Consider the following 25,838-nt stretch of genomic DNA (forward strand, 5'->3'; position numbering starts at 1 on the left):
TCTATTCCTCCGGACGGATCAGACAGAATAGACAGAACGAAGGAATATCTTCTTTTCTTGACGATATAGGCGGAATAGACCGAATAGCCGGAACAGACATCATGTGCGGCATAGCCGGAGTCATTGATCATAGAGCTGCAGACGAGAAGGTGCATCTCCTTCGCCGAATGCTCGGACTTATCCGTCACCGGGGGCCGGATGCCTTCGGCATCTATATTGATGAGAAGGCGGGACTCGGCTCAGCGAGACTGAGCATCCTGGATCTCGCCGGCGGGGATCAACCGATTCACAACGAAGACAGAACCGTCTGGATCGTATACAACGGCGAGGTCTTCAATTATCCCGACCTTCGAGCGGAATTGGAGCGGAACGGGCACCGATTCTACACGAAGACGGACACCGAGGTTTTGGTGCATCTCTACGAGGACTTGGGCCCTGAATTTTTGAGTAAGCTCAACGGCCAGTTTGCTTTTGCCATTTGGGACAGCCGCGAGCAACGGCTGATGCTGGCCCGTGACCGCATGGGCATCCGGCCTCTTTTCTATCACCTGCATAACGGCCGCCTGCTGTTCGGATCGGAAATCAAGACGATCTTCGCGGAGCCCTCGGTCTCGAGAGAGATTGATTTACAGACCCTCTCGGACATCTTTACCTGCTGGTCGCCTCTTGGCGATGCGACTGCATTCAGAGGCGTTCGCCAGCTCCTACCGGGCCACTATGCCCTATACCGTGAAGGCCGAATGAAGACGCGGCCATACTGGCGTTTGTCTTTTTCCGGCACGGACAATGGTGAACGCCCGTTCGAAGCGTACCGGGAGGAGTTAAGCGCGCTCCTCTATGATGCGACGGAAATCCGCCTCCGTGCCGATGTTCCTGTCGGAGCCTACCTGAGCGGGGGGTTGGACAGCACCTATGTCACGGCGCTGGTCAAGAAGCATTTCAACAACCGGCTGCGCACATTTTCCGTCAGCTTCTCCGATGAGAAGTTCGACGAGGCGCCGTTTCAGCTCAGAGCCGTGGATGCCCTGCAAACGGATCATCGGATGATCCGGTGCACTGAGAGAGACATCGGTGAAAATCTGCCCGACGTCATCTGGCACACCGAGGTGCCCATGACGAGAACGGCCCCGGTTCCCCTGTACATGCTCTCGGGGCTGGTCCGTGAAAACAACTTCAAGGTTGTTCTGACGGGGGAGGGATCCGACGAGATCTTTGCAGGCTATGACATCTTCAAGGAAGACCGGGTGAGGCGCTTCTGGGCCCGTCAGCCCGAATCGGCCCTGCGCCCCCTGTTGCTGAGGCGGTTGTACCCCGATATCTTTTCTTCCGATACCGACAGGGCGGGAGCCTTCCTGACAGGCTTTTTCAAGAGAGGCCTCTCGCGGGTGGGCTCTCACGTCTATTCCCACCTGATCCGGTGGGAGAACACGGCCCAGATCAAGGCATTCTTTTCCGACGCGCTGCAGGCGCAGGCGGGCACGGTCGAAGAGTTTGTAAACCGATACACGGCCATGCTGCCGGAAGAGTACACGCGGTGGGATCCCCTGTCACGGGCCCAGTACACGGAGATCTCGATCTTTCTTTCCAACTACCTTCTGTCGTCGCAGGGGGATCGTGTCGCCATGGGACACTCCGTCGAAGGCCGGTTTCCCTTCCTGGATTACCGGGTTGTGGAATTCGCCTGCTGCCTCCCTCCGCAGCATCGCCTGAATGTGCTCAAGGACAAGTACATTCTCAGGAAAGCCGCCAATGGGCTGATCCCCCCGGAACTGGCTTTGCGGCCGAAACAGCCTTACCGGGCACCCATCAGCCGCTGTTTCATGGACAGGCAGGCCCCGGATTACGTGGAAGAGCTTCTTTCTGCCGAAGCGTTGAACGCCGCGGGATACTTCAACCCCGAAAAAGTCAGCCGGCTCGTCGAAAAGTGCAGAAAGCAGGATGGTGCCCTCCTGAGTGAGCGGGAGAATATGGCAGTGGTCGGCATCATCTCAACGCAGCTGCTGGATCATCTCTTCGTCCGCAGATATACCTCGAGATCAATCCTGGAAGCCGATAACGTACAAATCTATTCCGATGGCAAGATCAGCACATCAATGAACGCAGGCAAGGAGATTTAAGCGGTGAAACCGGACGGGCATTGGCGGGGGCACTCGGTTTTCGCAACGGCAGAGGGGAGGAAAAAGCTATTAAAGCTATTGCATTATCTTGACACGATCGCCGGCCGCGAGCCGCGCGAGACGCTGGCTATCGAAGACTCCCAGGCTGTCGCAGTTGCAAACGTGCTCGAGCAGCGCATGCGATGCGTGCCCCCGCAGTACATTCTGGGCAGGGCCGTTTTCATGGGCAACACGTTTTACTGCACGTGCGATACGTTGATCCCGAGACCCGAGACGAGCCTGCTGGTGCAAGTGGCATACGATTATCTCGAGAAAAGAAGAAAAAACGGCTGTGCGGAACAAACGGTCATAGAGATCGGTACGGGTTGCGGGAACATCGCCGTATCGCTTGCTCTGCTCTGCGGTGAGGATGTGCGGATACTGGCGTCAGACATCAGCCCCGCCGCGGTGGAAGTAGCCCGGCTGAACGTGCAAAAATACGAGGCAGACAGGAAGGTCTCGCTCTTCTGCGGCGACCTCTATGAGCCGTTCAGCAGATATCAGGGCGGTGTGGACATGGTGGTCTGCAATCCGCCATACATTCCGACGACATCCTTAAAAAAAATGGCGCACGAAATCATAGACCACGAACCTGTCATAGCCCTTGACGGCGGGCCCTATGGGCTGGGTATCTTCAGGAGACTCCTGAACGGAGCGCCGGCATTCCTGAAAAAGGAAGGCGTCCTGGTTTTTGAAATCGGGGAAGGTCAGGAGAAGTTAATCGAGCGGCTTCTGGCTAGGAATGGCGCATATAAGGAAATTGACTTCTTCGAGTACGAAGGCAAAGTCCGAGTCGTCAGAGCCACAAAAAAATAATCTCGCATTATAGTCCCATCAATATGCACCATCCCATCGTCAATGCCTTGACCATCGACCTCGAAGACTACTTCATGGTCTCCGCATTCGAATCTGCCGTGAAGAGGGACAGCTGGCATCTCTACGAGTCCAGGATTGAGCCCAATACACGGAAGGTCCTCGATATTCTGGATGGGGAAGATGGGAATACCGGCGTCAAGGCCACCTTCTTCTGTCTGGGCTGGGTCGGCGAGAGATATCCATCCCTCATCCGGGAAATCGACCGCCGGGGCCACGAGATCGCCTGCCACGGTTACGATCACCAGCTCGTTTACCGCATGACCCCTGAGCAATTCCGCAAGGACGTTCTGATCTCGAAGCGCATCCTGGAGGACGCATCGGGGAAAAAGGTGATCGGATACCGCGCGCCCAGCTACTCCATCACTCAGCAGTCTCTCTGGGCGCTCGAAATCCTGGGTGAGGAAGGGTACCGCTACGATTCCAGCATTTTTCCCATTCACCATGACCGTTACGGCATACCGGCTGCGCCGAGATTCCCGTTCCTGGTCAAACTCGATGGTAATGGTGGGGACGAAGCGTGTGCACCTATCGATTTCGAGCGACTGCCTCTATGGGAATTGAAGCCATGTGAACCGCGTGACGATTGCATTATGGAGTACCCGATTTCCACGGTCAGAGTGATGGGCCTCAATATCCCCATAAGTGGCGGTGGGTATATGCGCCTGCTTCCATATGGGCTCATCCGGCGAGGCCTTTCGAGAATCAACTGCGATGAAAACAAGCCCTTTGTCTTTTACATGCACCCATGGGAACTGGACCCGGAGCAGCCTCGGATGACGAGTATATCTGCCCTGAGCCGGTTCAGACACTACGTCAATCTGGCCGAAACGGCATACAAGCTAAAAAAATTGTTGCATGATTTCAAGTTTTCTTACATGGCCGATGTGATCGGCATTCGATAAAAACGGGGGCAAACGATCCGAATGCATAACCGAAAGTTCGCGTTGATTGGTAAGTTCACGGTTCTTATTGCGAGGCAAAAGAAGTCAAAACGTCTTCTGATTCTTTCCATAATGGCTGCTATTGCGTTTGTGGCAGTTTCAATGAGTCCATTCTGTAATGAGGTATATGGGATGACAAAAAAGAAGCATGTTGTCTTGCTCGGTGCGTCCGTCGGGCATGACTGGAAAATTGATTCACTGCCGGAGAGGCTTGCGCAGAACAGCGGTGCCAACAGGTACGGATTTGAATTCGTAGGGGATTATCAATTCGACAAGACACTAACGTTGCAAAAGATACTGCAGCGAAAGCAGAATCGCCCAGATGCAATATTATTAAAGGAGTGTGCGGCATACTTTCCCGGGGACCTGAATCGATACCAGGAGTTGATGAAAAGCTGGATAAAAAAGTGCCGGCATGCCGGTGTGATCCCCGTACCGACGACGGTCGTTCCGGTCATCAGGCAGCAGAGCTTGACGACAAGAATGAAAGATGCGGTGAAACACGTCATGGGTAGACCGACCTCGGGTATGCAACTCGAAAAAATCGGACAATACAATGATTGGATAAGAAGTTACGCCGCCGGCGAGAACCTCACGGTGCTTGATCTCGAGGCGGCCGTCCGAATAAGCGCGGAGGACCGAAGTCTACGGACGGACCTCCACAGCGGGGACGGCCTGCATCTCAATGTGGAGGCGTACCGGATTTTGGATTCGATAGTCGTTCCGGTGCTCGATCAGGCTTTTAAGCGCAAATGAACTGGAGTCATCGCAGAACAAACACTGTGGCCGCAAAAGTAGGTCAGTGCACCATCTTGTCGAGCGTTACAACTCGTCCGTCATACCCTCAACCGTGTTAATACAGCGACATTTATACTATATTCTCCCTTTCTCTGCGCTGGCGATTGTTTTTTTCGAAACGATCATCAGGCTAGTCAGGGGATGGTTTACTTACGATGGTTCGCACGGGCTGCTCATTTTTGCGTTTGGGGTGTACATCTTCTGGGTTAAGAGGCATGAAGTCGCCCAACTCACTGTGGAGCCGTCCCCATGGTCCGGGACTGCGCTGTCGTTGCTGGGCGGGCTGGGATATCTGGCTGGCAGGTTCACAGGGACATGGTCCCTGGAAGGAATATCGCTTATTGTGACGATCCTCGGGATGGTGCTTCTGCTCGGCGGGAAGAAGATTCTTTTCTTTTTCGCCCTGCCGGTGGGATACACGATTTTCATGTTCCCTTTTTTTGATGAATTGCTGGGAGGCATCAGTATCCCTCTGCAGCTCATCACGGCTTGGATCGCGTCAAACATGCTGAGAGTGGTTGGCATGCCGGCACTCTTGTCGGATCAGTACATTACCCTTCCTCACATAAATCTGGAGGTCGCCAAAGCCTGCAACGGGATAAACCACATTACGGCACTGCTGGCGATCACGATTCCCTTCTCATACTTCGTGCACAGATCGTGGTACAAACGCGCAACACTCGTCGTGTCCGCCGTTGTGATCGGCATCGTCTTGAATGGAATCCGGGTTGCATCGATTGGAGTCATAACCTCGTTCCAAAAGGAGGGACCACTGCACGGACCATCGGATGTATTCTATGTGTCGTTCATCTTCTTCTCCGGTTTGCTCATCCAATTCCTCATCAGTCACATGATTGGCAGGGACGCGGCAGAGTCTGAAAAGCACATTCACATGCGTGCTGAGCGCGATGGAGATCGCTCCGGTAGCGAATGGACTAAAAAGGAAATTACGGCCCTGAGCCTTGCCATGGGCACGGTTGCGAGCGTGGGACTGGGCCTTGTGTTTTGGAATCCCCAGCCTGCTGCTCTTGCGTCGCCCCTGGACACTATTCCCTTTACCATAGGGACCTATGAAGGGAGGGACGCAACAAATAAGTCCGGATCGTTCAAGGGCATGGATCTGGGGACCGAGTTGTTCAGACGGTACGAGGACGCTGATTCCGGGGCCGCGATCTATCTCTACGTAGGGTATATGCCCATTCAGAACTATGAAAGGAAAATCACAAATTATCCTTCCGAAGCTCTGCTTGCGAGATCGATTAACCTCGATCTGTTGAGCGGCGGTGAACCCGTAAGAATTAGGTGGGCGGTCTTGAGCGACGCTGGTGTGCATAGAACCGTTTATTATTGGTATGTCATCGGCAACCAGATCGTTGCGGAGAGAGCCCAGGCGAAATGGGTATCTCTGATTGAGGCCTTCAAAAAAAGAAAAACGGCTGCGGCGATTGTCATTGTGTCATCGGAGAAGGCGACGATTGCCGGAGATGATGTGGAACATGCGCATACCTATGTTGAGGAAATAATCCCAATTGTCAAGAAGCACTTGAACTGATTCATTTTGCAGAAATGTCCGTTATATCGAGAGGTATACAGCTATCCATAGCAAACCCGCTAGGGTTTGCCGGTCTAGTGAAGGCGCTGGTTCGTGGCACTCTCACCGCACTCTATTGCAAGATTGCGAAACCCAGGGTGAAGATTGAATTCCCTTTTTTCATGTACGAGATATTCCGAGTGAATGGACCTGGGAGAGTGTTCATAGGAAGCCAGTGTTCCATTTATCCGAACATATTTGACGGGGTTAGCATCGTGACCCTGGATCGGGAATCTGAAATCCGCATCGGCAGGCACTGCTCGCTCGGCGGCGTGACGATTCGTTGCCGGAAAAAAATCGAGATCGGTGACAGGGTCATGGCAGGTCAGTCATTGATTCAGGACAGCATGTTTACCGAATGTCAAGGCACATCAGAAAAGGCGATGCCACAAGAAATGCTCCCGCGTCCCATTAGGATAGGCAACAACGTTTGGATCGGTGCACAGACGTGCATACTCGGGGGAACGACAATCGGTGATGACAGTGTCGTTTCTCTGGGAACAGTTTGTTTTGGTAACGTCATCGAGGAATATCGATTAGCCTCGGGGAACCCGAGTCTTCGACCGGTCTCGATATCGAGGCTGATGCGAATGCAGGATATGCACAGATGAAAGATCTCATAGCCGTCATTAGAGGGAAGTTTTTTTTGCTCAGGTGTCGGCTGCTTAAGAAGAACATCAACATCGGCAAGGGGCTGAGGCTCTACAAGAGGCTTGATGTAAGAGGTGAGGGGGCGTTGATAATAGGCGACAACTGCATAATAGGCGGCATCAAAGGCGACAGAAAACAGTTTGTGACTTTGTATACGCTGCATCGTGATGCGCGAATCGAAATTGGTAACAACGCCGAATTGTATGCCGCCAGGCTCTCTTCAAGATATTTGATTAAAGTGGGGCATGATGTGCACATAGAAGAATCGGGCATAATGGATACGGATTTTCATTCCATAGAACGTGACCGAGGGGCACCTTTGAACGAGAATTTGGACTCATGCGCAGTAACAATAGGAGACGGGGTAAGAATCGGCGCCAGGTGTCTGGTGACGAAAGGGGCTAAAATCGGAAACAAGGCAGTAATCGGTCCCGGATCGGTTGTAACGCGGACCATTCCTGATTCGTGCTTTGCACTTGGAAATCCCGCAAGAGTGATAAGCACGCAACAGCAGGTCATGACGAACAGCAGGTCATGACGATTGGATACGACCAATAATTCTATAGTGTAGCTTCGGATTGCAGTGCGTTTCAGGGAATACAAGAACAAGATCTTGACAGATCTGCACAGGTATTTTGCAGCAACGAATGTAACGGCATTTTTGAGGGGTCTGTGCCTTCTGCCTGGGTATAAATACACGTTTTGGATGCGGACGGCGTACTATTCGAAGCAGAACGGCATCCTGTTTATGCCCCTCTATGTGATGAGCCGCTTGATGATGAACCGCTATCAATATAAATACGGTATTTGCATACCTTACAATACGCGAATAGGTGAAGGGTTGTACATAGGGCATTTCGGCGGCATATTTGTGAACCATGAGGTGAAAATCGGCAAGAACTGCAACATCAATCAGGACGTTTCTATTGGGGCGACCTACGGAGGCAAGTACCCGGGGATACCCGTAATCGGAGACAATGTGTATCTCGGTCCGGGCTCCAAAATTATCGGAGGTATTACGCTGGGCAACAACGTCGCAGTCGGTGCAAACTGCGTGGTAAACATCGACGTGCCCGACAACGGCGTCGTGATCGGCAACCCTTGTAAGATAATATCATATCAGGGATCGAAGGAATATATCGTCAACACGGATTACTGAAAGGCAGGAGCGAGGCAGCGGAAAATGTCGTTGGCAGAGTGGCTATTTACGGGATCACTCCTTGCCATATTTTACATCTACTTGGGTTACCCTATAGTACTCATGATCCTCGCGAAATGGACGCCAATACCCGTTCGCAAGGGGGAATACAAGCCCACCGTCTCGATTCTGATCGCAGCGCATAATGAAGCATCATGCATAGGCAAGACCATCGAGAACAAACTCATGCTAGACTATCCTGCTGGCAAGACGGAAATCATTGTAATTTCTGATGGTTCCGATGATGGGACGGATGAGATTGTGCGGAAATATGCGGGACGGGGCGTGAAGCTGATCAGGCAGGAGCCGAGGGCCGGCAAGACCTCTGCGTTGAATCTCGCGATCCCCAGCGCTAAGGGAGAAATCATCGTTTTTTCCGATGCGAATTCCCTCTATGAACGTGACGCGCTTCGTAAATTGCTTTCTAATTTCAAGGACCCAAGCGTAGGCTACGTGACTGGAAAAATGATCTATGTGAACCCCGACGGGAGCGTAATCGGCGACGGCTGCTCCGCCTACATGAAGTATGAAAACCGCCTCCGTTCTCTGGAAACTGCCGTCGGGTCTATTGTGGGAGTAGACGGAGGGATTGACGCAGTCCGCAAGGCATTGTACAGGCCCATGAGGGCGGACCAACTGCCTGATTTTGTTCTCCCTTTGGCCGTAGTCGCGCAGGGTTATCGTGTGGTCTATGAGCCCGGGGCGATCTTGAGAGAGACGGCGCTTGCAAAATCATCAGATGAATACCGGATGAGAGTACGAGTAACCCTGCGAGCCTTATGGGCGCTTAAAGACATGCGCCACCTACTCAACTTCGGGAGGGACGCTCTTTTCACTTGGCAACTATGGTCACACAAGCTGTTGCGGTACTTCTCCTTTGTGTTCCTTGCCGGGGCGTACATCGGGAACGCGTTTCTGGTCTCAAAGGAATTTTATTACGCAGGCTTCTTCGCCATGCAAAGTCTTTTCTATGTTGCGGGTCTAGCGGCCCCCTATATCGCGAACAGAGGGTTTCGCTTCGTCCTCATGATTCATTATTTCGTACTTATCAACGTAGCGGCCCTGCACGCCTTTTTGAAATTCGCATTAGGCCGAAAGCAAGTCGTCTGGACACCCAGGAAAGGATAGAAGCAGAGAACCGATCGACCTGCACGGGGAACCCCTCCGCGGGCGGTAATGAACTGTACTTCAGGCCGGGATCACAGTAATGTGCGGGATATGCGGAATTTTTAATTACGGCACTCACGAACCTGTCGGGACAGGGCTCCTCCGTGCGATGAACGATACACTGCGCCACCGCGGGCCGAACGATGAGGGCCAGCATATCGACGGGAATCTTGGCCTTGCGATGCGAAGGCTCTCCATCATCGACATCGGGGGCGGGAAGCAGCCCATCCACAACGAGGATAGGTCGATCTGGATCGTTTTTAACGGTGAGATCTTCAACTATTCGGAACTGAAAAGATACCTGGAGGGCAAAGGCCATACGTTTTGCACCCAGAGCGATACTGAGACAATCGTTCATCTTTATGAAGAGCACGGGGATGACTGTGTCAACTACCTGAGGGGCATGTTTGCCTTCGCACTGTGGGACAGTCCCACCCGGTCGCTTCTCCTCGCCCGGGATCGCGTCGGGATTAAACCCCTATTCTATTGCGACACTGGAAAGGGAGAGCTGCTTTTCTCATCGGAGCCGAAGGCCCTTCTGGCATCTCCGAAGGTGCCGCGAGACATGGATCATCAAGGCCTCGATGCATACTTCGCCTATGGGTATATCCCCGCCCCCTTGAGCATTTATAAGTCGATCCGGAAGCTGCCCGCCGGCCATCTCATGAAAATCAGGCAATCGGGTTTGTCAATCAGGAAATACTGGGATCTGTATTTCAGGCCGGAGCATGGCAAGCCTCAATCCTACTTTGAGGGCAAATTCGAGGAAATCTTTTCCGAAGCCGTGAAAATGCGGCTGATCAGTGAAGTGCCCCTGGGAGCTTTCCTAAGCGGGGGCGTTGATTCCGGTCTCGTGGTTGCCTACATGGCTGATGCCATGAACAGCGCACCTCATACATTCTCCGTCGGTTTTTCGGGCAATGTAGGGGGCTACCTGGACGAAAGGCCTTATGCCCGGATGGTCGCGGAGAGATATCGCTGTGAGCACCGCGAGTTGCTCATAGAGCCGCGTGTCGAAACAATTCTCGATGACATTGTTGACGCCTTCGACGAGCCGTTTGCCGATGATTCCGTGATCCCGTCCTATTACATCTGCGAAGCGTCAAGTCACGACCTGACGGTCGCGCTCACGGGGCTTGGTGGCGATGAGTTGTTTGCCGGCTATGAGCGTTACCTGGGTTTTCGAATCAGTCTGCTGTACGACTACATGCCATCGGTTCTGGCGAAAGGTATCTTCGCGCCGTTCATCGAGTGGTTACCCGAATTGAGCAATGGGCACTACACGGTCAATCATCTCAAGCGCTTTGTTCGGGCATCACACCTGGCCCTGCCGGAGAGATACGCAAGGTACGTGACGATGCTGAACCCAGACGAGCGTTCACGCCTGTATCACCCCGATATTTCCGCATCGATAGATTTCCGGGCAACGGAAGAGTTGATGACGGGCTACTTTAACTCAGATGAGAACGCGACGAACCCGCTGGATAAGATGTTTTACCAGGATATCAAGACCTATCTGCCGGACGATATCCTGGCACTAACGGACAGGATCGGAATGCGTCACTCCATGGAGTTGAGAGTACCTTTTACCGATCATGTCCTGATGGAATTCTGCGCGACTATACCGGCCGAGATGAAAATGAAGCGGATGCAGAAGAAAGCCATGCTGAAGCAAATCGCGGCCGCGAAACTGCCGCGACCTGTACTGGCGCACCGAAAACAGGGGTTCGCTTCACCCATGGCGCAGTGGTTGAAATCAGATTTGAAATCATTCAGCGAGGCTCTCATATCGGCTGGAGGAAAAAGCATTGAAGACGTCCTGAGGAGAAGTGTTATCAGGGAAATGATTGCCGATCATATGCAATGCCGGGAACTAAACGATAAAAGAATATTCGCACTGATCATGTATCAAAGATGGTGCGAGAAGAATAAGGGGTCGATATGATAGCAAACTGCGGCATCTTGTGCAGACAGTGCCTGCAGGACCTAGGGCAGAAAAATGGCACCGCGATTGGCGGAGAATTGTGCGAGCGATGCTTGATCGTCCGGCGGCATTGGCATGTCGTGGAAAGGATAGGAAAACAGGAAAATATACTTTTCGATAGGCTTCTTGCAGTCCGCGGAAAGTACCGATACGACTGCGTGGTAGGTTTGAGTGGCGGAAAAGACAGTTCGTACATCATTCACCGCCTGAAGAACCACTACGGAGCAAACGTATTGGCGTACACGTGCGACAACGGGTTTCTGAATGACTATGCGCTGCAAAACATCAGGACTGTTGTCAATGACTTGGGCGTTGACCATCTATGGGTCAAGCTACCTGATGACTTTCTGAGAAGGTTGTACAGGGGGAGCATGTTGGCGGAAGGATGGCCCTGTACTGCGTGCTTTTATTTACTGGAAGCATCCGGATGGCAACTAGCCTATGAACATAAGATTCCATTCATTGTGAACGGCAGGACCCCGGAGCAGATATTCCGGAATCTTTCGGAAGATATGTTCACATCGCCTCTGTCGATACTGCACGATAATTTCGCAGAATACGATCAGGCTCGGATAAAGGAAGTCGCACTGCAGAACCTCGAAAGAATGAGCGTCGTCAGGCGTTGGCTTCTTCGAGGACCGAAAGAAGGGGATGAATCCAATCAATTACTTAATCTAAACGTCAAGGAAAGGGAACACGAACAGCACTTTCCAGAACTGCTCGCATTTTTTCTCTATGAACCTCACGATGAATTCGAAATCATGTCCTATTTGGAACGTAACTCAGGCTGGAAATCTCCGCAGGAGCGCGTCAGACTATCACATGCCGATTGTGTTGTCCACGATGCTGCAGGGTATCTGTTCTATCGTACCTACAAAAAGTCATTCCTCGCTATGGAAGTCAACGCGGCCATCAGCATCGGTAAAATATCGCGGGACGAGGGTATGAAATTGCTTGAACGCGAGTGTTCGAAGCATTCGGGGACATCGAGGGCTTCGCTTGAGCGACTTGCCTATCAATCCGGGATTGCAGTGCCATTCATCAGGGTGTTGCCCGTCTACCTGAACATGCAGAAACGCGCATACGAGTATTTTCGTCGATTGAGGGGATCCGTGGGCTTATAGTCAGTGAGCGGCGAAATCGCGCATTTTTTATTCAAATGAAACGGAATACAAAATTGGTCTCTGTCGTTGTCCCCACCTATAACAGGGCCCATTACCTGGGAGAGGCCATAGACAGCATTTTGCGGCAGGATATCGTCGATTGTGAGTTGGAGATCATCGTGGTCGATGATGGGTCGAAGGACAACACGGCGGAAATTGTTCGCAGCTACGGAACGCACGTACGGTATATTCGCCAAGAGAATCAGGGGGCCGGTGTGGCGAGGAACCGTGGTATTGAGGAGGCACGCGGGGAGTGGATCGCATTTCTGGACTCCGATGATAGATGGCTTTCGTATAAGTTGTCCCTTCAATTCAAGGTGCTCGAGCATTTCCCGGGAATCAATGTCATTCACTCGAATTTTTATACATTCGATGGGGATCGCATCATCATCCCTCGGGGTCTGGACTATTGGGTTACCTCGATCAGGGGCGGAAAAACAATAGATTGGTCAGATGCATACTCGAGAAAGTATCGTGCATCTGAATTCGGCATTAATCTCTACGGAAAAGACTTTGACATCTATTCGGGCAACATCTTCGCCTCTTTGCTTCATGCATCATATGGAGCTTGCTGGACGATGCTCATTCATCGGAGTTGTTTGAAGGAGCATATACGTTTTGCGGCAAACTTCCCGACATGGGAAGATTACTGGTTCTTGTGCAAATTGGCCGAATGCAACGACATTGTTTTTGTCGATGTAGCGACCGCAGAAAACAGGGGTCATAAAGGGCTACGCTTAACAACAAGAACCGACTTTATTGATCCTTTGCTCTGTCACTGCGAGATCATAAAACATATTTTCATGATGTCGAAAAGCCCTTACAAGCCGGATGATCAAGCGATCTTGGCGAAGTGCGTACAAATACACACCTGGCTGCTCAGAGAGTATCTGAAAAAAGGAGATCTGACCGCAGCAAAGCAAGCAAGGATCGCAATCAGTGAAATGGGTGGCGTACCTTCCAACGCGGCGGATTGGCTGTACAGGCTGATCAGCTACCTGCCTTTCAACGTCGTCAGTCATCTGGTAAGTGCGAAAAGGCGTATTATAGGCTGTTGACGCTAGCGCCAGACGCAGAGCCAACGAGACTGTATCTGCCGCAGATACGTAACCGGCCTGACGATGAAGTCACCTGTAGCACCTTCGTGTGATTATTGGCAAGAAATGGGATTGCGTTTCAGGATGGTTCACGTCACTACGGGGACGAGCGGTACTGTTGGTTAGTCGATCTGCATGATTCACAAGGTGAAATATTTAATGCGCACTAAGGTCGGCGCGTTGGTGCAACATGTCCTTTCACAGGCATTTTCGTCAGAAAACAGAAGTCCAAGTATTGCTGTGCTGATGTATCATGAGGTGCTCGAAGACGAGCACGACGTCGATGCGTGGACGGTTGTACGTGCGAGTGAGTTCAGAAAGCAAATGGTGTACCTGAAGAGCAATTATGATGTCATCAACCTTGATGCGGCAAGAGATCTCATAAAGAACGGGGAAAGGAGTAAGGGGAAATACACAGTGGTGACATTCGACGACGGGTATGCGGGCAACCTCAGCACGGTATTGCCCATAATGGCGTCGCTGAACCTATCCTTCACCGTATTCTGCGCAACGGAGGCCGCAGAGCAGGGTGCGCTGTACTGGTGGGATAGGGTCATCCATTATGCACTGGCCAATAGAAAAAAGGTCACGCTAACGGATATGCGTCTGGGCACGTACGACTTCAGTAAAGGCATGCGCAGGGAGTCCCGGTGGAAGGAGATTCAGCGGCTGTTGACAGACTTGAAACGCATGGGTGGTGAAAGGCGCAGGCAGATCGTGCACAGCATTGAATGCCAGGTCGATGCCTCGAAGCAACACGGACATCTCCGGCCGATGACACCGCTGCAAGTAAGGGAGCTAGCGAGCACCTCGCTGGTGACGGTCGGCGCCCACTCCCACACGCATGATATCCTGACGCAGCTCAGACCGGAGGAAGCTGAGGACAGTATACTTCGCTCCAAAAATAAACTGGAGGCATGGACAGGCAAGAGTATCAAATACTTTTCATACCCAAACGGGGATTTCTCGCCGCCATTGATGCGTGCCGTGAAACGCGCCGGATTCCTGGCTGCGGTATGCACGGAAGAGAGAGCATGGAGACATACGGACGATATTTATGCCATACCGAGAATTGCTATCGGCCGTTACGACTCTTTATCCCGTTTCAAAAGGAAGTTAGCCCAAACGAAGTAGATGGAAAGTAAGCCGCGTCGCGTATTATACATAATGGACTACTTCTTCGGCACCGAGGGCGGTACGGAAAGACAGGTGCTGGAGCTGGTTACGGGCCTTGACCAGAAGCGATATCTGCCGACGTTCGCAGTTCTTCAAACGTCAAATTATATTGAGCGAGGCGAATTTCCATGCAGGGTTCGGGTGTTGAACATCCGCAGCGTGACTATGCCTTCGGCAATCGTGAAGATGTCGGCGTTCGCCATGGAGATCAGAAGATCCGACATTGATCTCGTACATGTCTATTTCAACGACGCGGCAATCTTGGCGCCTATTTTTTCAAAAATTGGGGGTGCAAGGGTAATCTCTTCCAGGCGTGACATGGGTTATTGGTACACGCCGCGCATTCTTCGGCTCTTGAGAATGTCGAATCGATTCGTAGACAGGATCGCAGTAAACAGCCTGGCGGTGAAGAGAAATGTCGCAATTATGGAGGGATACCCGGCAAATAGGATCAAAGTACTCCGCAATGGCATGAACGTTGCCCGCTTCGAATCGGAAAAAGACCCCGGATTCAGGAATCGGCTTGGTATTGGATCGGCCGAACATATCGTCGGAACTGTATCTAATCTCTATGCAGTCAAGAGACCCAAAGATTTGATACGCGCGGTCGCGTTGATCCGGGAGCGGATCGGTAATGTCCATCTCGTTTTCGTCGGCGGCGGGCCGATAGAGATCGAGCCTTTAAAAGAATTTGTTAGGGATGTTGGGATGACAGGAAAGGTGCATTTTCTCGGGAGGGTAGCGGACGCGATCCCGATTATCAAGCATTTCGACGTATGTGTGTCATGTTCGGAATCCGAAGGGCTGTCGAATTCCATCATCGAGTACATGGGTTGCGGAAAACCGGTCGTTTGCACGGCAGCAGGCGGTAATCCTGAACTGGTAAAGGACGGGGTAAACGGATTTCTCGTAAATGTCGGGGATGTGAGGGCGCTGGCGAACAAGATTCAAGACATCCTGCACAACGAATCGTTGAAGTATGCGCTCGGCCACAACGGTAAGAATCGATATTATCGTGAGTTCACAAGCGATCGGATGACAGCGGCGCATATGGAGATGTATGATGAGGTCCTGAACGGGCCTACCCAACAATAAAGAGATCGAGTCAAACCGGAACCTGAGACTTTGTAGGGTGATCAAAGGGCAGGGAACTGTGCGATGCTGAGAATACAGGCGGCCGACGAGAGTCTATTCAACAACAGCAGAGAGGCATGGAACGCTCTCGTACTATCGATGAACCGACCGTCAGTGTTCTGCACATGGGAATGGATTCACGCATGGCTGAGAATTCTAGGCCAGTCTTATCAACCCCTCATCCTTTTCGCATATAAAGGCAACACTCTGGTGGGCGCTCTTCCTCTTGCGGTGAAAACCATGCGCATCGAAGACGGGGTTATCCCGGGCCGGATCATCACCTTTTGTGGAAGCCGCGAGTTGTACCCTGATCATATGGACATCATTGCTTCAGCAGAAGACGCTTGGGAATGCCTGCACGCAGCCATGCATTACCTTTCGGTCGAATTCAGATCCTGGGACGTTATGCATTTCTCGCATTTGTCGGACGATGCAGCGCTGCTGGAATACATCCGGTCGAGCTGCCCGGAGCCCGAAATCCCGCACGTATCCCTCGCGCCATATATACCAATCCGTGATGCATTTGATGGCAATTATGAGAAGTACATGATGTCGCTGAGCAGAAACAAGAGACACGATCTGCGCAGAAGAAATAAAAAATTGATATTGGAAGACGGTGTCCTGTATGCAGCGGATGATCCGAAGAAAAATCCTGATTGCATCCGCACGCTGTTCACGCTGCATAAGATGCGGGCAGACAGCAAGGGAATAGTGACGACGTTTTCAGGGCAGGCGCTGCAGGCTTTTCATGAAGAGATAGCGGGTATCTTTCAGGACAAAGGGTGGCTGACCTTACGGGTAATGAAGAGGGGAGATAAGGTATTGGCATCGCTTTATTGCTTTACGTTCGCGGGCAGGGTGTTCGCCTATCAGTTGGGGATTGATCCAGCGTGGGAACCAAAGGGAATCGGCTCGGCGGTTCTATACAACATGGTGGAGGAAGCGTTCCAGCGTAAATGCATCGAGTTTGATTTTTTGCGCGGCGGTGAAGAGTACAAGGGCAGCTGGACGGAGCATGCCAGGTCTCAGTACACAGCAAATATCTATAACAGTTCCGTCACGGGGCAGATGATTCGAAAATCTGGAAAGATGCGGGCACTGGCCAAACGGTGGGTGAAAGGCTGACGGACGCATACTCCAGAAACGACAACAGGAACTGAGGAGACATAAGGGAACGATGCCAGGCAGTCACATACGGAGCATGGACGAGTTGGAGCGGGCCCAAGAGCAATGGAATGACGTGTACAATGACAGCGGCATGAAATCACCTGTTATGTCCTATGAGTACGTCAAGCATTGGTATGAATGTTTTTCCAAGCCGAAAGACATCAGGGTGTTTAGAGTCATGGATGCGGACAAGTCGATAGGGTTTCTTCCCATGGTCGTCAGGTCGAAAAACGGCGTTCGCATATTGACGAATCAGACCAACGACCACTGCTTTTACGGGGAAGTGTTGGTCAGGCAGGGTTACGAAAAAATATTCAGAAAAAAACTGCTAGACGAGATCCTCGACGACAACGGCTGGGATGTGCTTCATCATATGTTCGGCTATTCCTTCTCCGCAATTTATCCGCTGTTCACGGAATCGTTGCTAGCTGAAGGGAACCGGCGCTGGACAATAAAAGTACAGCCGACTTATTCTATTGTGCTAGACAAAACCTTCGACGAGTACTTTCAAAACGATCTGTCCTCGAGCATGAGAAAGAGCCTCAAACTGTCTAAGAGCAGATTGAAGAAAGCCGGTCCGCACAATTACCTTCACTATGAAAGAAATCAAGCCATCGCTATGTGGCAGGAATTACTAAGAATTGAAGACAGTGGCTGGAAGGGAAAGAACGGAAGTTCTATATTGAAGACAGTTCCTGAATATCGAAGATTTTATGATGGATTGATTCGGATTCTAGCTTTGTCAGGTGATTTGCATCTATATTTCCTGGAACTAGACAAAAAAAATATTGCCGCTGTATTTGGCTACACGTCAGGCGATGTTTTTCAATATTTAAAAATCGGATATGATGAAGAGTATTCTGCCCTGTCTCCATCAAACATGCTATTCATGCATCTGGTAAAAGATATACAAGAAAATTATCGGCAAATAAAAAGGATCCATTTATTTCCATATGACGATACGGGTTATAAGAAGCGTTATGCGAACGAAGAGCAGCAGTTTGCTGAGATTGTCATCTACAATAACACTATCGGGGGACGATACTTATATGCGCTGGACAGAATAAAGGAGAAGATATCAAAGCACCCCAGATTGGCGCAAAAGATCAAGCGGATAATGAGCGCCATGAAATGACCCTTGTGGTAGAATCGCAAGTTCAACGAATTCAGTACATGCGTATGTTGCCAAAGTGATGAATGCTCAAAGGCATGATCATCGGAAAGAGAGGTGAATGACAATGAGATATTGTCAGTATTGTTACAATACGATGAAATGCAGATACATATGAGCATGGCTTGTCATTAGGATACATACATTATTAGGGCGGCGGATGAGCAATTATTGGAAAAAGCCAGAGACATGAGCAATGAGGTCAATAAACGCTTTCAGCGAGATTCCCACGCTTTGCGATGGGAGAGCATAGACAGCATGTTCGTGGTGTTTGGTGACATGCGGAGAGATGTAATATCCGGGAAGTAAGCAAATTGCTAGAAATCGACCAAGCTGACAGCTGCTAGCTGCAAAAGGAATACATCAGGTATGTGAAGTATGCGGTGATGCGGTTGGTGCAGAGATTTTGACTACAAAAGGAAAATGATCGGTATAAAAATAGCTGCGAAAGAACCGATAGGCTGCGTGATCATTTTGATAATGGCCGCGGTGAGAGCATACGACAGAATGCATTTGGTGCATAAACAAAGTAAAATGAATGCAATGGCCGGGTGCCGATTCGAGCATAAAAGATTCCGACCCAACGGCAAAGGCAACGGTTATGTACGCTAGGACAAATTATCTCATGATGGTGTGCGACAGGCCAAGTGAAAGCCAGCAACGCGACGGATTGTGGACTGTTGAGATCGAGCAAAGACGCACGCCAATAATTAATACGATAGCCGTGATCGATCCGCGAGACATCGACCGGCGCTTCGAGAACGGCGACCTGTGCTTTTACGTTCATGACGGCATAAGGTGCCTGGGCTTTACTTGGGGACATACTGGAGACTGCTATATCCGAGGCGCTGCCACGAAACTGACTCTCGAGCCGCACAGTGTATACCTGTACAGCGTCTACACGTTGGAGGAGGTGAGAAGACGGGGCATCTATGATGCCATACAAAAAGAGTTCTTCCGATATTACAAAAAACGGCAGGTGACGAGAATCTATACAATGATCGAGAAAGACAATCACATAATGAAGCAGGTCTTCCTGAGGAGCGGATTCAGAATCAAATCCAACATTCACTGCGTGCGTTATCACAAGGTGGGAGTCCGCTATGTGTATGATTACGAAGACGGAAAAATGGCGGTGCAGTTTATTACCAGAGAACCCGGGGATTGTGTGGTCATTTAGTAGATGCTCAGACACTACCTCATTTATCTGCTCGGCATAGTCCTGGTCAACGGCGCCGGCTTCCTGCTGATTCCGATATATGCCACGCACCTGATGCCGGCGGAGTATGGTGTACTGGAAATCGTATATAATTGTATCGACATTTTCAACATCATCTTTTCCGCCGGTCTCGGCATTGCCAGCCTTAGCATCTACAGCAAGGAGACGGACGAGACAAAGAAGCGTGAGGCGATTTCTACAGCCGTAATTGCGTCTCTTTGCATCGCTTCGCTGGGATCTCTTCTATTCCTGTCGCTGAGTGAGATGTTGAATAATTATTTCTTCGGTTCAAAAGAAAACCTCGTTTTGTTCCGAGTTGCCGGATTCCTGATGCTCGTGCAGATACTCTGCGCTATTCCCATGGCGTATCTCCAAGCACGCATGGCGTCCAAGGCTTTTATCGCTGTATCCTCACTTCAATCGTTTGTTATCCTTTCGATGAACATTATTGCTGTGGTCATCTTAGACTGGAGAGTTCAGGGAATATTGGTATCGACACTAATCGGAACTGCAATCTTTTCGATCGGACTTAACGCGTGGATAATACAGTCGGTGGGATGGTCGTTCAATGTGAACTTTTTCACTAGACTCTTGCGTTTCGGCCTACCGTTCATTCCGAGTGGGCTATGCCTCTTTGTGCTAAACAGCGCAGACCGCTTGTTTTTGCAGAAGTTCGTAGACTCGTCGTCAGTGGGCATCTACACGCTAGGATACAAGCTGGGTACTATCGCGGGCATTTTTGTTCTCGGGCCTTACCTGAGAGTATGGGGGCCGTTTATGTTCCAAGTCGACAGACGTCAGGATCGAAGGAAAGCGATTGGAAAGTACTTTCTATATTTCCTCATCGCCTACTGCACGGCAGCGCTGGCCGTGTCGTTATTCACGGCTGAGCTCATCAGGCTCATATCAGCGCCAGGTTACTGGGAAGCAAGGCACATCGTGCCGTACGTGCTGTTTGCCTACTTGTGCTGGAGTGCAGCTGCTTTTTTCGACAGCGGTTTCTACATCACGGAGAAAACGTACTACAAACCCTTCATCATGGGAACTGCAGCTGCGTTGATATGCGGTCTTTACTGGTACCTCATCCCGTCCCACGGCGTTATGGGCGGGGCATACGCAGCCGCTGCGGGCTTTCTTTTTTTCAGCATCCTGACCTATTTCGTATCACAGCGTACTTACCCCGTGGAATATCCGTACGGCAAAGCCGCATTCGTCATCGGGTATGCGGGCGCACTGCATTATATGGCTCATGCGTATCTGCAGGCGACCACGTGGTTGACTATCAGCCTGAAAGCGGCAATGCTCGTATCGTACCCGGCCGCATTAATCGCAATGGGAGTGGTGCAACGTGAAGATGTTACGGAAATCGTAAGCAAAGCACAGTCTCTGTTCAGACAAGTGAGAAGGCGGATGGAACACGCCATATGAGGGGGGAACGGAGAACGTGTATTTCTTGAATGCGGTTCGGCGGAGGATTTTTGAACCGGTCTGGGCTGTTTGGTGCGGCAGTCCCTTTCTGCAGTACTGGCGCGAGTTAGAGCGGACACAGTATTTGCCTAAGGACGAAATCCAGCAACGTCAGTTGGACAGGCTGGCCGCCATCGTTCGCTATGTCTACGAGAACAATGCATATTACCGGATGCGCTTCAACGAAGCGCAGATCAATCCGGATAATATGCGGTATCCAGAAGACTTTCAGAGGATCCCCGTTCTCACAAAGAGGGACATTCGGCAACATCAGGAACTCCTCATCTCGAAAGGATATGAAAAAAAACGATTGATGGAGGCGAAGACCGGGGGCTCAACGGGAAAATACCTCCACGTCTATTTTACGGAACAATGCAGTGAGTGGAGAAATGCCTGTGCCAGGCGCCATGACCGGTGGTCTGGCTGGGAAGTCGGCGAACCGAAAGCGTACGTCTGGGGAAACCCGAAATACCAGACCGGCATGAAAAATCGCTTGCGGTCCTTTCTGCTTTCTCCCGTTCTGTATCTGGATACGATGGCCGTCACGAAAGACAGCGTGTGCAAGTTTGCCCAGGATTGGAAAACAGCGAAGCCTACGCTTCTCTTCGGGCATGCGCACTCGCTTTATATCCTTGCAAAGGCAGTGATCGAACACGGCATCGATGAGATCAGGCCAAAGGCAATCATCTCATCGTCCATGGCGCTTCTGCCCCATGAAAGGATCCTGATCGAGAGTACATTCGGGCTCAAGGTATTTGACCGATACGGATGCGAGGAGGTCGGTCTGATTGCGAGCGAATGCGAAATGCATAGGGGAATGCACATTAACACAGACAATCTGTACGTCGAATACCTCAACGAAGATGGAAATCCTACAGCATCCGGGCAGTATGGAAAAATTGTTGTCACCGACTTGACGAACTGGGCGATGCCTTTCATACGTTACCGGATCGAAGACATGGCTGTACCATGTGACGGGGAATGTCCCTGCGGCCGGACGTTGCCACTCATGAAGGAAGTGTCCGGTCGAATAGCCGATTTTCTGGTCCGGAAAGACGGAGCTCGGGTTGCAGGAATCTCGCTGATAGAGAACACGCTCACAAAATATCACGGAATCGAGCAGATGCAGATTATACAGGACGACTTGGATCGCATGACCTTGAATATCGTGCGGGATAGCCGCTTCGGGGAGGACAGTATCAGGAGTTTGGAGCGCTCCATGCGCGATGTGTTCGGATCTGATCTAGATATACACTTTAATTTCGTGAATGAAATCCTGCCCGAACCGAACGGCAAGTACCGCTTCTCGATTTGCAGAATCCCCTACAATTGAATCGCGCGCTCACTGCAAGACACAACGGATGATCAAACCTTGGCATTTTTGTTTTATCTCCTGTACGTGACAAGCTATTTCCTCCGTTTCGGGGAGAGGATGCCCGTACTGGGCAGCATCCGTTTTGATCTGATCCTGGTTCTCCTCACGACAGCAAGCATCATCCTTCTGAAGGAGAAAGATGCAGAGTTTCGACTCGACAGATCCGGCGTATTTTTGCTGGGCCTCTTGCTGTACATCGTCGCCTCGTTGCCTTTCGTTCAATGGCCGGGTTCAGTCCTGCGGTTCGGGCTCGAGAATTACTTCAAGGTCATCGTCTTCTACTTTTTCACGGTGATGACCGTCACGCGCGAAAGCAGACTGAAAACGTTCATCATGGTCTTTGTCGCATGCCAGGTTTTTCGGGTGCTCGAGCCGATGTATCTGCACTGGACGACGGGCTATTGGGGCGACAATGCGTTTATGGGCGACGGGGAGATAATGAACCGCCTGGCGGGCTCGCCCTACGATGTGATAAACCCCAACGGCCTGGCCTACGTAGCCGTGACCGTCATTGCCTACCTGTACCATCTATGTCCGCTCCTGCCCGGTGCGCTGAAGGTAGTTGGGTATGCGGCGCTTCCCGTGATGGTGTACGCCCTTGTGCTGACGGGTTCACGCTCGGGAATGATCGCCCTGGCAGGCGTGGCTGCAGTGATTATCCTGACGTCTCGAAGAAAGGCGATCCTGCTTGTCGCTGCGGGCATCGTAGCGGTGTTCACATTCCAGAACCTAGGTGAGATGCAGCAGGAAAGATATCTGTCCATATATCGGGACGATGTGAGAGGCGCCTCAACAGCGCAGGGTAGAATCGACGGCATTGTCAGAGATATCGAGGTTGCGATGAACAGCCCCATATTCGGGCACGGGCTCGGCACATCGCTGGAAGCAAATTACAATATCGGAGGGACCGTATTCAGGTCGCACAACCTTGTCATGGAGGTCTGGCAGGAAATCGGACTCATCGGGCTTCTCATTTTTTTCTCTTTCGTCGCGACGGGCATTCGGGACCTCATGCGCGCATTGAAACGAATCGGGCAAGAGGCAGACAAGACGCTTCTCGGCCTGGCGAAAGGTGTCAGGGCTTGGCTTGTCCTGAACCTGATCTTCGGCGTTTTCAGCTACGGTCTGTCATCCTATTCCTGGTATCTCTTCGTTGGGTTGTCCTCCGTTCTTATGAGGCTGTCGGAACGTCAGGAGAAAGAGGCAAGAAACGGGGCGTTTCCAGCATGAAAGGAAACAGAATTAACCTGCTCATTGTAATACGGCACCCAGTCGGCGGGATCCGAACCTATATGAAGTACACCTATAAATACCTCGACCCAGGAAAGTACCATTTCACAATCCTGACCGTCCTGAACCCGGAGGCCAGCCACATCGTGCGTGACTTGGACGGGTTCGATATTCGAATGGTTGAGGTCCAGAATGGGCACGCAGAGATGAACTTGGTTCTCGCAATGGTAAGACTGCTATCGGAAGGGACATTCGACCTCATTCATTCTCAGGGCTTCACGGCAGGAGTGCTCTCGGTTGTGGGAAACATCTGCTTCGGGATTCCCCATGTCCTCACCTCCCACGATGTCCTGCGGGAGGACCAGTTCGGGAAGACATTCGAGGGCGGCATCGGGAAACTGCTACTCCGTCAGCTACTTAGCCGGGTGGACGTAATCCAGTCTGTCAGCCACGACGCTGAGGCGAACCTGCTGGAATATTTCCCGGGCCTGTCAGGCAGTAAGACCCAGCTAAGGGTCATCATGAGTGGCATCGACGTTGACGCATTCACTTCGATCGCAGGCATAGGAGGTAACGGGGAGTTGCGTAGTGCTCTCGGGATCGGGGAGGGGATCATTCTCTTTGGCTTTCTCGGGAGGTTCATGCCGCAGAAGGGATTCGAGTACCTCGTGGATGCCGTGGAGATGCTTTCAACGCATGATAAATATGGAAAGAGGATTAAAATTCTGGCGGTCAATGACGGGGCATATATCAGGGAATACAAGGCACTCATCGATTCGAAAAGACTGTCCGATTACTTCTTGTTCCATGGTTTTGTGCCCGATGTCAGAAGTATCCTGACGGGAATTGACGCCCTGGTAATGCCATCGTTGTGGGAAGCATGTCCATTGCAGCCAATGGAAGCATTTATCGCTAATTGTCCCCTAATTGCATCGGACTGCATCGGCCTCCGGGAGGTCAACCGGGGCACGCCGGCCCTGACGGTCAGGATGAAAGACGCGAAGAGCCTGGCGGATGCCATGAGGCGATTCATGGACGATCCGGCGAAAGTCAGGATGGAAACTGAAAGATATCTGCCGGAAGCCAGGATACGTTACGATTCCAGAAAGACTGCGGCGCAGCTGGACGCCCTGTATGATGAGACGATAAATAGAAGAGGCCGGCGATGACAGGCGCGCTGTCACGCCGAATCGTCTCCAACACCTTACGAGACATATGGCATTGAGCGTCGCAATCTCGATACTGACCTTCAACAGGGCGCCCGTGCTCCGGCAGCTTCTCGATTCCCTGACAGGGTTGAGTCATATGGTTCAAGAGGTGATCGTCGTCGACAACTGTTCCGACGATGATACTGGGGAGATGGTAGTTTCGCACGGTGTCCGTCCGACATACATCCGCCTTGACCGCAATATCGGCACAGCCGCCAGAAACCACGGGCTAAAGATGGCGACTTCGGATATCGTCGTGACACTGGATGACGACATTATCGGCCTTGATTGCGGTGCCGTCGCGAGGCTGATTGTGCTTTTCGAATGCAATCCCCGCTTGGGAGCGGTCAATTTTCAGATCCGGGATTATTCTACGGGCGAGCGTTGCAACTGGGTGCACCACAAGATAGAAGAGGTTTATGCGGACACGGAGTTCCCGACTTACGAGATAACGGAAGGCGCTGTGGCGTTCCGCAGAGCAGCGATCGAGAAGGCAGGATATTACGCCGATGATTTTTTCCTCAGCCACGAAGGGCCTGATCTGGCATACAGGATCATGGACGAAGGATACGATATTTTTTATTGCGGGAAGGTGATAGTGCGTCATCGGCACGAGAATACAGGCAGACAGGCATGGTATAATTATTATTATGATACGCGAAATCTCTTCTGGCTAGCGGCGAGGAATCTGCCCGTGCCTTATGCGATCCGTTACGTATCGCGTGGCGTTTTCGCTATGTTGCTCTACTCGCTTCGCGACCGTTTCTTAATATACTGGTTGAGGGGTGTCCGTGACGGGATTGCCGGCATTAGACGGGCGGCGAAGAAGCGAAAGGTGTTGCGCCCTGAAACGATGCGGGCAATGGCACGAATCGACGAGGGTAGGCCGGACATGATGTACTATATGAAAAAACGCCTATTTCAGAAGAGTGCAAGGCTTTAAGCCATGAAAGTTGTAAGTGAAGGTTAAACCCTTCACTTAGATTTGTGCGTTCACATGGGTTTGTTCAAATCTATCTGCCAGGAATGTATGAAAAACCCTCCGGTTAGGCGGTGATGCTATCTCTCA

Annotated in this window: 22 protein-coding genes; all 22 read left to right on the forward strand. The window is 51.4% G+C overall.

Features of this window, described 5'->3' with window-relative positions:
* Nucleotides 1–101: 101 nt before the first annotated feature.
* The 22 genes from asnB (HPY67_00110) (at nt 102) to HPY67_00215 (ending at nt 25,712) form a co-directional block, all read left to right on the forward strand.
* Nucleotides 102–2,117 carry an asparagine synthase (glutamine-hydrolyzing) gene (gene asnB / locus HPY67_00110; protein NPV03127.1) on the forward strand — a complete coding sequence of 672 codons (2,016 nt, stop codon included), beginning with the start codon at nt 102–104 and terminating at the stop codon, nt 2,115–2,117.
* 3 nt (nt 2,118–2,120) lie between these two features.
* Complete coding sequence (prmC, locus tag HPY67_00115) at nt 2,121–2,972, forward strand: peptide chain release factor N(5)-glutamine methyltransferase (GenBank protein NPV03128.1); 852 nt, start codon at nt 2,121–2,123, stop codon at nt 2,970–2,972.
* Nucleotides 2,973–2,995: 23 nt separating this feature from the next.
* A complete protein-coding gene (locus HPY67_00120) occupies nt 2,996–3,934 on the forward strand; it encodes a DUF3473 domain-containing protein (protein NPV03129.1) in 939 nt (312 codons plus the stop codon).
* A gap of 171 nt (nt 3,935–4,105) precedes the next feature.
* Nucleotides 4,106–4,729 (forward strand): hypothetical protein, encoded by a 624-nt coding sequence (locus tag HPY67_00125; protein ID NPV03130.1) that lies wholly within the window; start codon nt 4,106–4,108, stop codon nt 4,727–4,729.
* Nucleotides 4,730–4,775: 46 nt separating this feature from the next.
* Nucleotides 4,776–6,323 (forward strand): EpsI family protein, encoded by a 1,548-nt coding sequence (gene epsI, locus HPY67_00130; GenBank protein ID NPV03131.1) that lies wholly within the window; start codon nt 4,776–4,778, stop codon nt 6,321–6,323.
* 77 nt (nt 6,324–6,400) lie between these two features.
* On the forward strand, nt 6,401–6,973 hold the full coding sequence (locus HPY67_00135; protein ID NPV03132.1) for an acyltransferase: 573 nt from the start codon (nt 6,401–6,403) through the stop codon (nt 6,971–6,973).
* Nucleotides 6,970–7,551, forward strand: a complete 582-nt coding sequence (locus tag HPY67_00140) for an acyltransferase (protein ID NPV03133.1) — start codon at nt 6,970–6,972, stop codon at nt 7,549–7,551. The genes HPY67_00135 and HPY67_00140 overlap by 4 nt, the downstream gene beginning before the upstream one ends.
* A gap of 45 nt (nt 7,552–7,596) precedes the next feature.
* A complete protein-coding gene (locus HPY67_00145; protein NPV03134.1) occupies nt 7,597–8,172 on the forward strand; it encodes a serine acetyltransferase in 576 nt (191 codons plus the stop codon).
* 24 nt (nt 8,173–8,196) lie between these two features.
* Complete coding sequence (locus HPY67_00150; protein ID NPV03135.1) at nt 8,197–9,339, forward strand: glycosyltransferase family 2 protein; 1,143 nt, start codon at nt 8,197–8,199, stop codon at nt 9,337–9,339.
* 79 nt (nt 9,340–9,418) lie between these two features.
* The gene (gene asnB, locus HPY67_00155; GenBank protein ID NPV03136.1) at nt 9,419–11,323 is read left to right on the forward strand and encodes an asparagine synthase (glutamine-hydrolyzing); all 1,905 of its coding nucleotides are present in this window, start codon (nt 9,419–9,421) and stop codon (nt 11,321–11,323) included.
* A gap of 119 nt (nt 11,324–11,442) precedes the next feature.
* Nucleotides 11,443–12,486 carry a hypothetical protein gene (locus HPY67_00160; protein ID NPV03137.1) on the forward strand — a complete coding sequence of 348 codons (1,044 nt, stop codon included), beginning with the start codon at nt 11,443–11,445 and terminating at the stop codon, nt 12,484–12,486.
* 53 nt (nt 12,487–12,539) lie between these two features.
* Nucleotides 12,540–13,583, forward strand: coding sequence for a glycosyltransferase family 2 protein (locus HPY67_00165; GenBank protein ID NPV03138.1), 1,044 nt, complete (start codon nt 12,540–12,542; stop codon nt 13,581–13,583).
* Nucleotides 13,584–13,781: 198 nt separating this feature from the next.
* Entirely contained in the window at nt 13,782–14,756 is a 975-nt protein-coding gene (locus HPY67_00170; protein ID NPV03139.1) for a polysaccharide deacetylase family protein, read from the forward strand.
* 33 nt (nt 14,757–14,789) lie between these two features.
* Nucleotides 14,790–15,893 (forward strand): glycosyltransferase, encoded by a 1,104-nt coding sequence (locus HPY67_00175; protein NPV03140.1) that lies wholly within the window; start codon nt 14,790–14,792, stop codon nt 15,891–15,893.
* A gap of 63 nt (nt 15,894–15,956) precedes the next feature.
* Complete coding sequence (locus HPY67_00180) at nt 15,957–17,057, forward strand: GNAT family N-acetyltransferase (GenBank protein NPV03141.1); 1,101 nt, start codon at nt 15,957–15,959, stop codon at nt 17,055–17,057.
* A gap of 76 nt (nt 17,058–17,133) precedes the next feature.
* Nucleotides 17,134–18,234: a GNAT family N-acetyltransferase gene (locus tag HPY67_00185; protein NPV03142.1), complete on the forward strand. Its 1,101-nt coding sequence runs from the start codon at nt 17,134–17,136 to the stop codon at nt 18,232–18,234.
* 661 nt (nt 18,235–18,895) lie between these two features.
* Nucleotides 18,896–19,450, forward strand: a complete 555-nt coding sequence (locus HPY67_00190) for a GNAT family N-acetyltransferase (protein NPV03143.1) — start codon at nt 18,896–18,898, stop codon at nt 19,448–19,450.
* Nucleotides 19,451–19,453: 3 nt separating this feature from the next.
* The gene (locus tag HPY67_00195) at nt 19,454–20,917 is read left to right on the forward strand and encodes a lipopolysaccharide biosynthesis protein (protein NPV03144.1); all 1,464 of its coding nucleotides are present in this window, start codon (nt 19,454–19,456) and stop codon (nt 20,915–20,917) included.
* Between the two features lie 16 nt (nt 20,918–20,933).
* The gene (locus HPY67_00200) at nt 20,934–22,289 is read left to right on the forward strand and encodes a phenylacetate--CoA ligase family protein (GenBank protein ID NPV03145.1); all 1,356 of its coding nucleotides are present in this window, start codon (nt 20,934–20,936) and stop codon (nt 22,287–22,289) included.
* Nucleotides 22,290–22,328: 39 nt separating this feature from the next.
* Nucleotides 22,329–23,561: an O-antigen ligase family protein gene (locus tag HPY67_00205; protein NPV03146.1), complete on the forward strand. Its 1,233-nt coding sequence runs from the start codon at nt 22,329–22,331 to the stop codon at nt 23,559–23,561.
* The gene (locus tag HPY67_00210) at nt 23,558–24,730 is read left to right on the forward strand and encodes a glycosyltransferase family 4 protein (protein NPV03147.1); all 1,173 of its coding nucleotides are present in this window, start codon (nt 23,558–23,560) and stop codon (nt 24,728–24,730) included. The genes HPY67_00205 and HPY67_00210 overlap by 4 nt, the downstream gene beginning before the upstream one ends.
* 52 nt (nt 24,731–24,782) lie before the next feature.
* The gene (locus HPY67_00215; GenBank protein ID NPV03148.1) at nt 24,783–25,712 is read left to right on the forward strand and encodes a glycosyltransferase family 2 protein; all 930 of its coding nucleotides are present in this window, start codon (nt 24,783–24,785) and stop codon (nt 25,710–25,712) included.
* Nucleotides 25,713–25,838 lie beyond the last annotated feature (126 nt).

It is taken from the genome of Syntrophaceae bacterium, assembly GCA_013177795.1.
Taxonomy (GTDB): domain Bacteria; phylum Desulfobacterota; class Syntrophia; order Syntrophales; family UBA2192; genus UBA2192.

Coding starts and splice junctions, on each gene's coding strand:
- asnB (NPV03127.1), top strand. CDS start 102: ATGTGCGGCATAGCCGGAGTCATTGATCATAGAGCTGCAGACGAGAAG.
- HPY67_00120 (NPV03129.1), top strand. CDS start 2,996: ATGCACCATCCCATCGTCAATGCCTTGACCATCGACCTCGAAGACTAC.
- HPY67_00125 (NPV03130.1), top strand. CDS start 4,106: ATGACAAAAAAGAAGCATGTTGTCTTGCTCGGTGCGTCCGTCGGGCAT.
- HPY67_00140 (NPV03133.1), top strand. CDS start 6,970: ATGAAAGATCTCATAGCCGTCATTAGAGGGAAGTTTTTTTTGCTCAGG.
- HPY67_00150 (NPV03135.1), top strand. CDS start 8,197: ATGTCGTTGGCAGAGTGGCTATTTACGGGATCACTCCTTGCCATATTT.
- asnB (NPV03136.1), top strand. CDS start 9,419: ATGTGCGGGATATGCGGAATTTTTAATTACGGCACTCACGAACCTGTC.
- HPY67_00170 (NPV03139.1), top strand. CDS start 13,782: ATGCGCACTAAGGTCGGCGCGTTGGTGCAACATGTCCTTTCACAGGCA.
- HPY67_00175 (NPV03140.1), top strand. CDS start 14,790: ATGGACTACTTCTTCGGCACCGAGGGCGGTACGGAAAGACAGGTGCTG.
- HPY67_00180 (NPV03141.1), top strand. CDS start 15,957: ATGCTGAGAATACAGGCGGCCGACGAGAGTCTATTCAACAACAGCAGA.
- HPY67_00185 (NPV03142.1), top strand. CDS start 17,134: ATGGACGAGTTGGAGCGGGCCCAAGAGCAATGGAATGACGTGTACAAT.
- HPY67_00190 (NPV03143.1), top strand. CDS start 18,896: ATGATGGTGTGCGACAGGCCAAGTGAAAGCCAGCAACGCGACGGATTG.
- HPY67_00195 (NPV03144.1), top strand. CDS start 19,454: ATGCTCAGACACTACCTCATTTATCTGCTCGGCATAGTCCTGGTCAAC.
- HPY67_00210 (NPV03147.1), top strand. CDS start 23,558: ATGAAAGGAAACAGAATTAACCTGCTCATTGTAATACGGCACCCAGTC.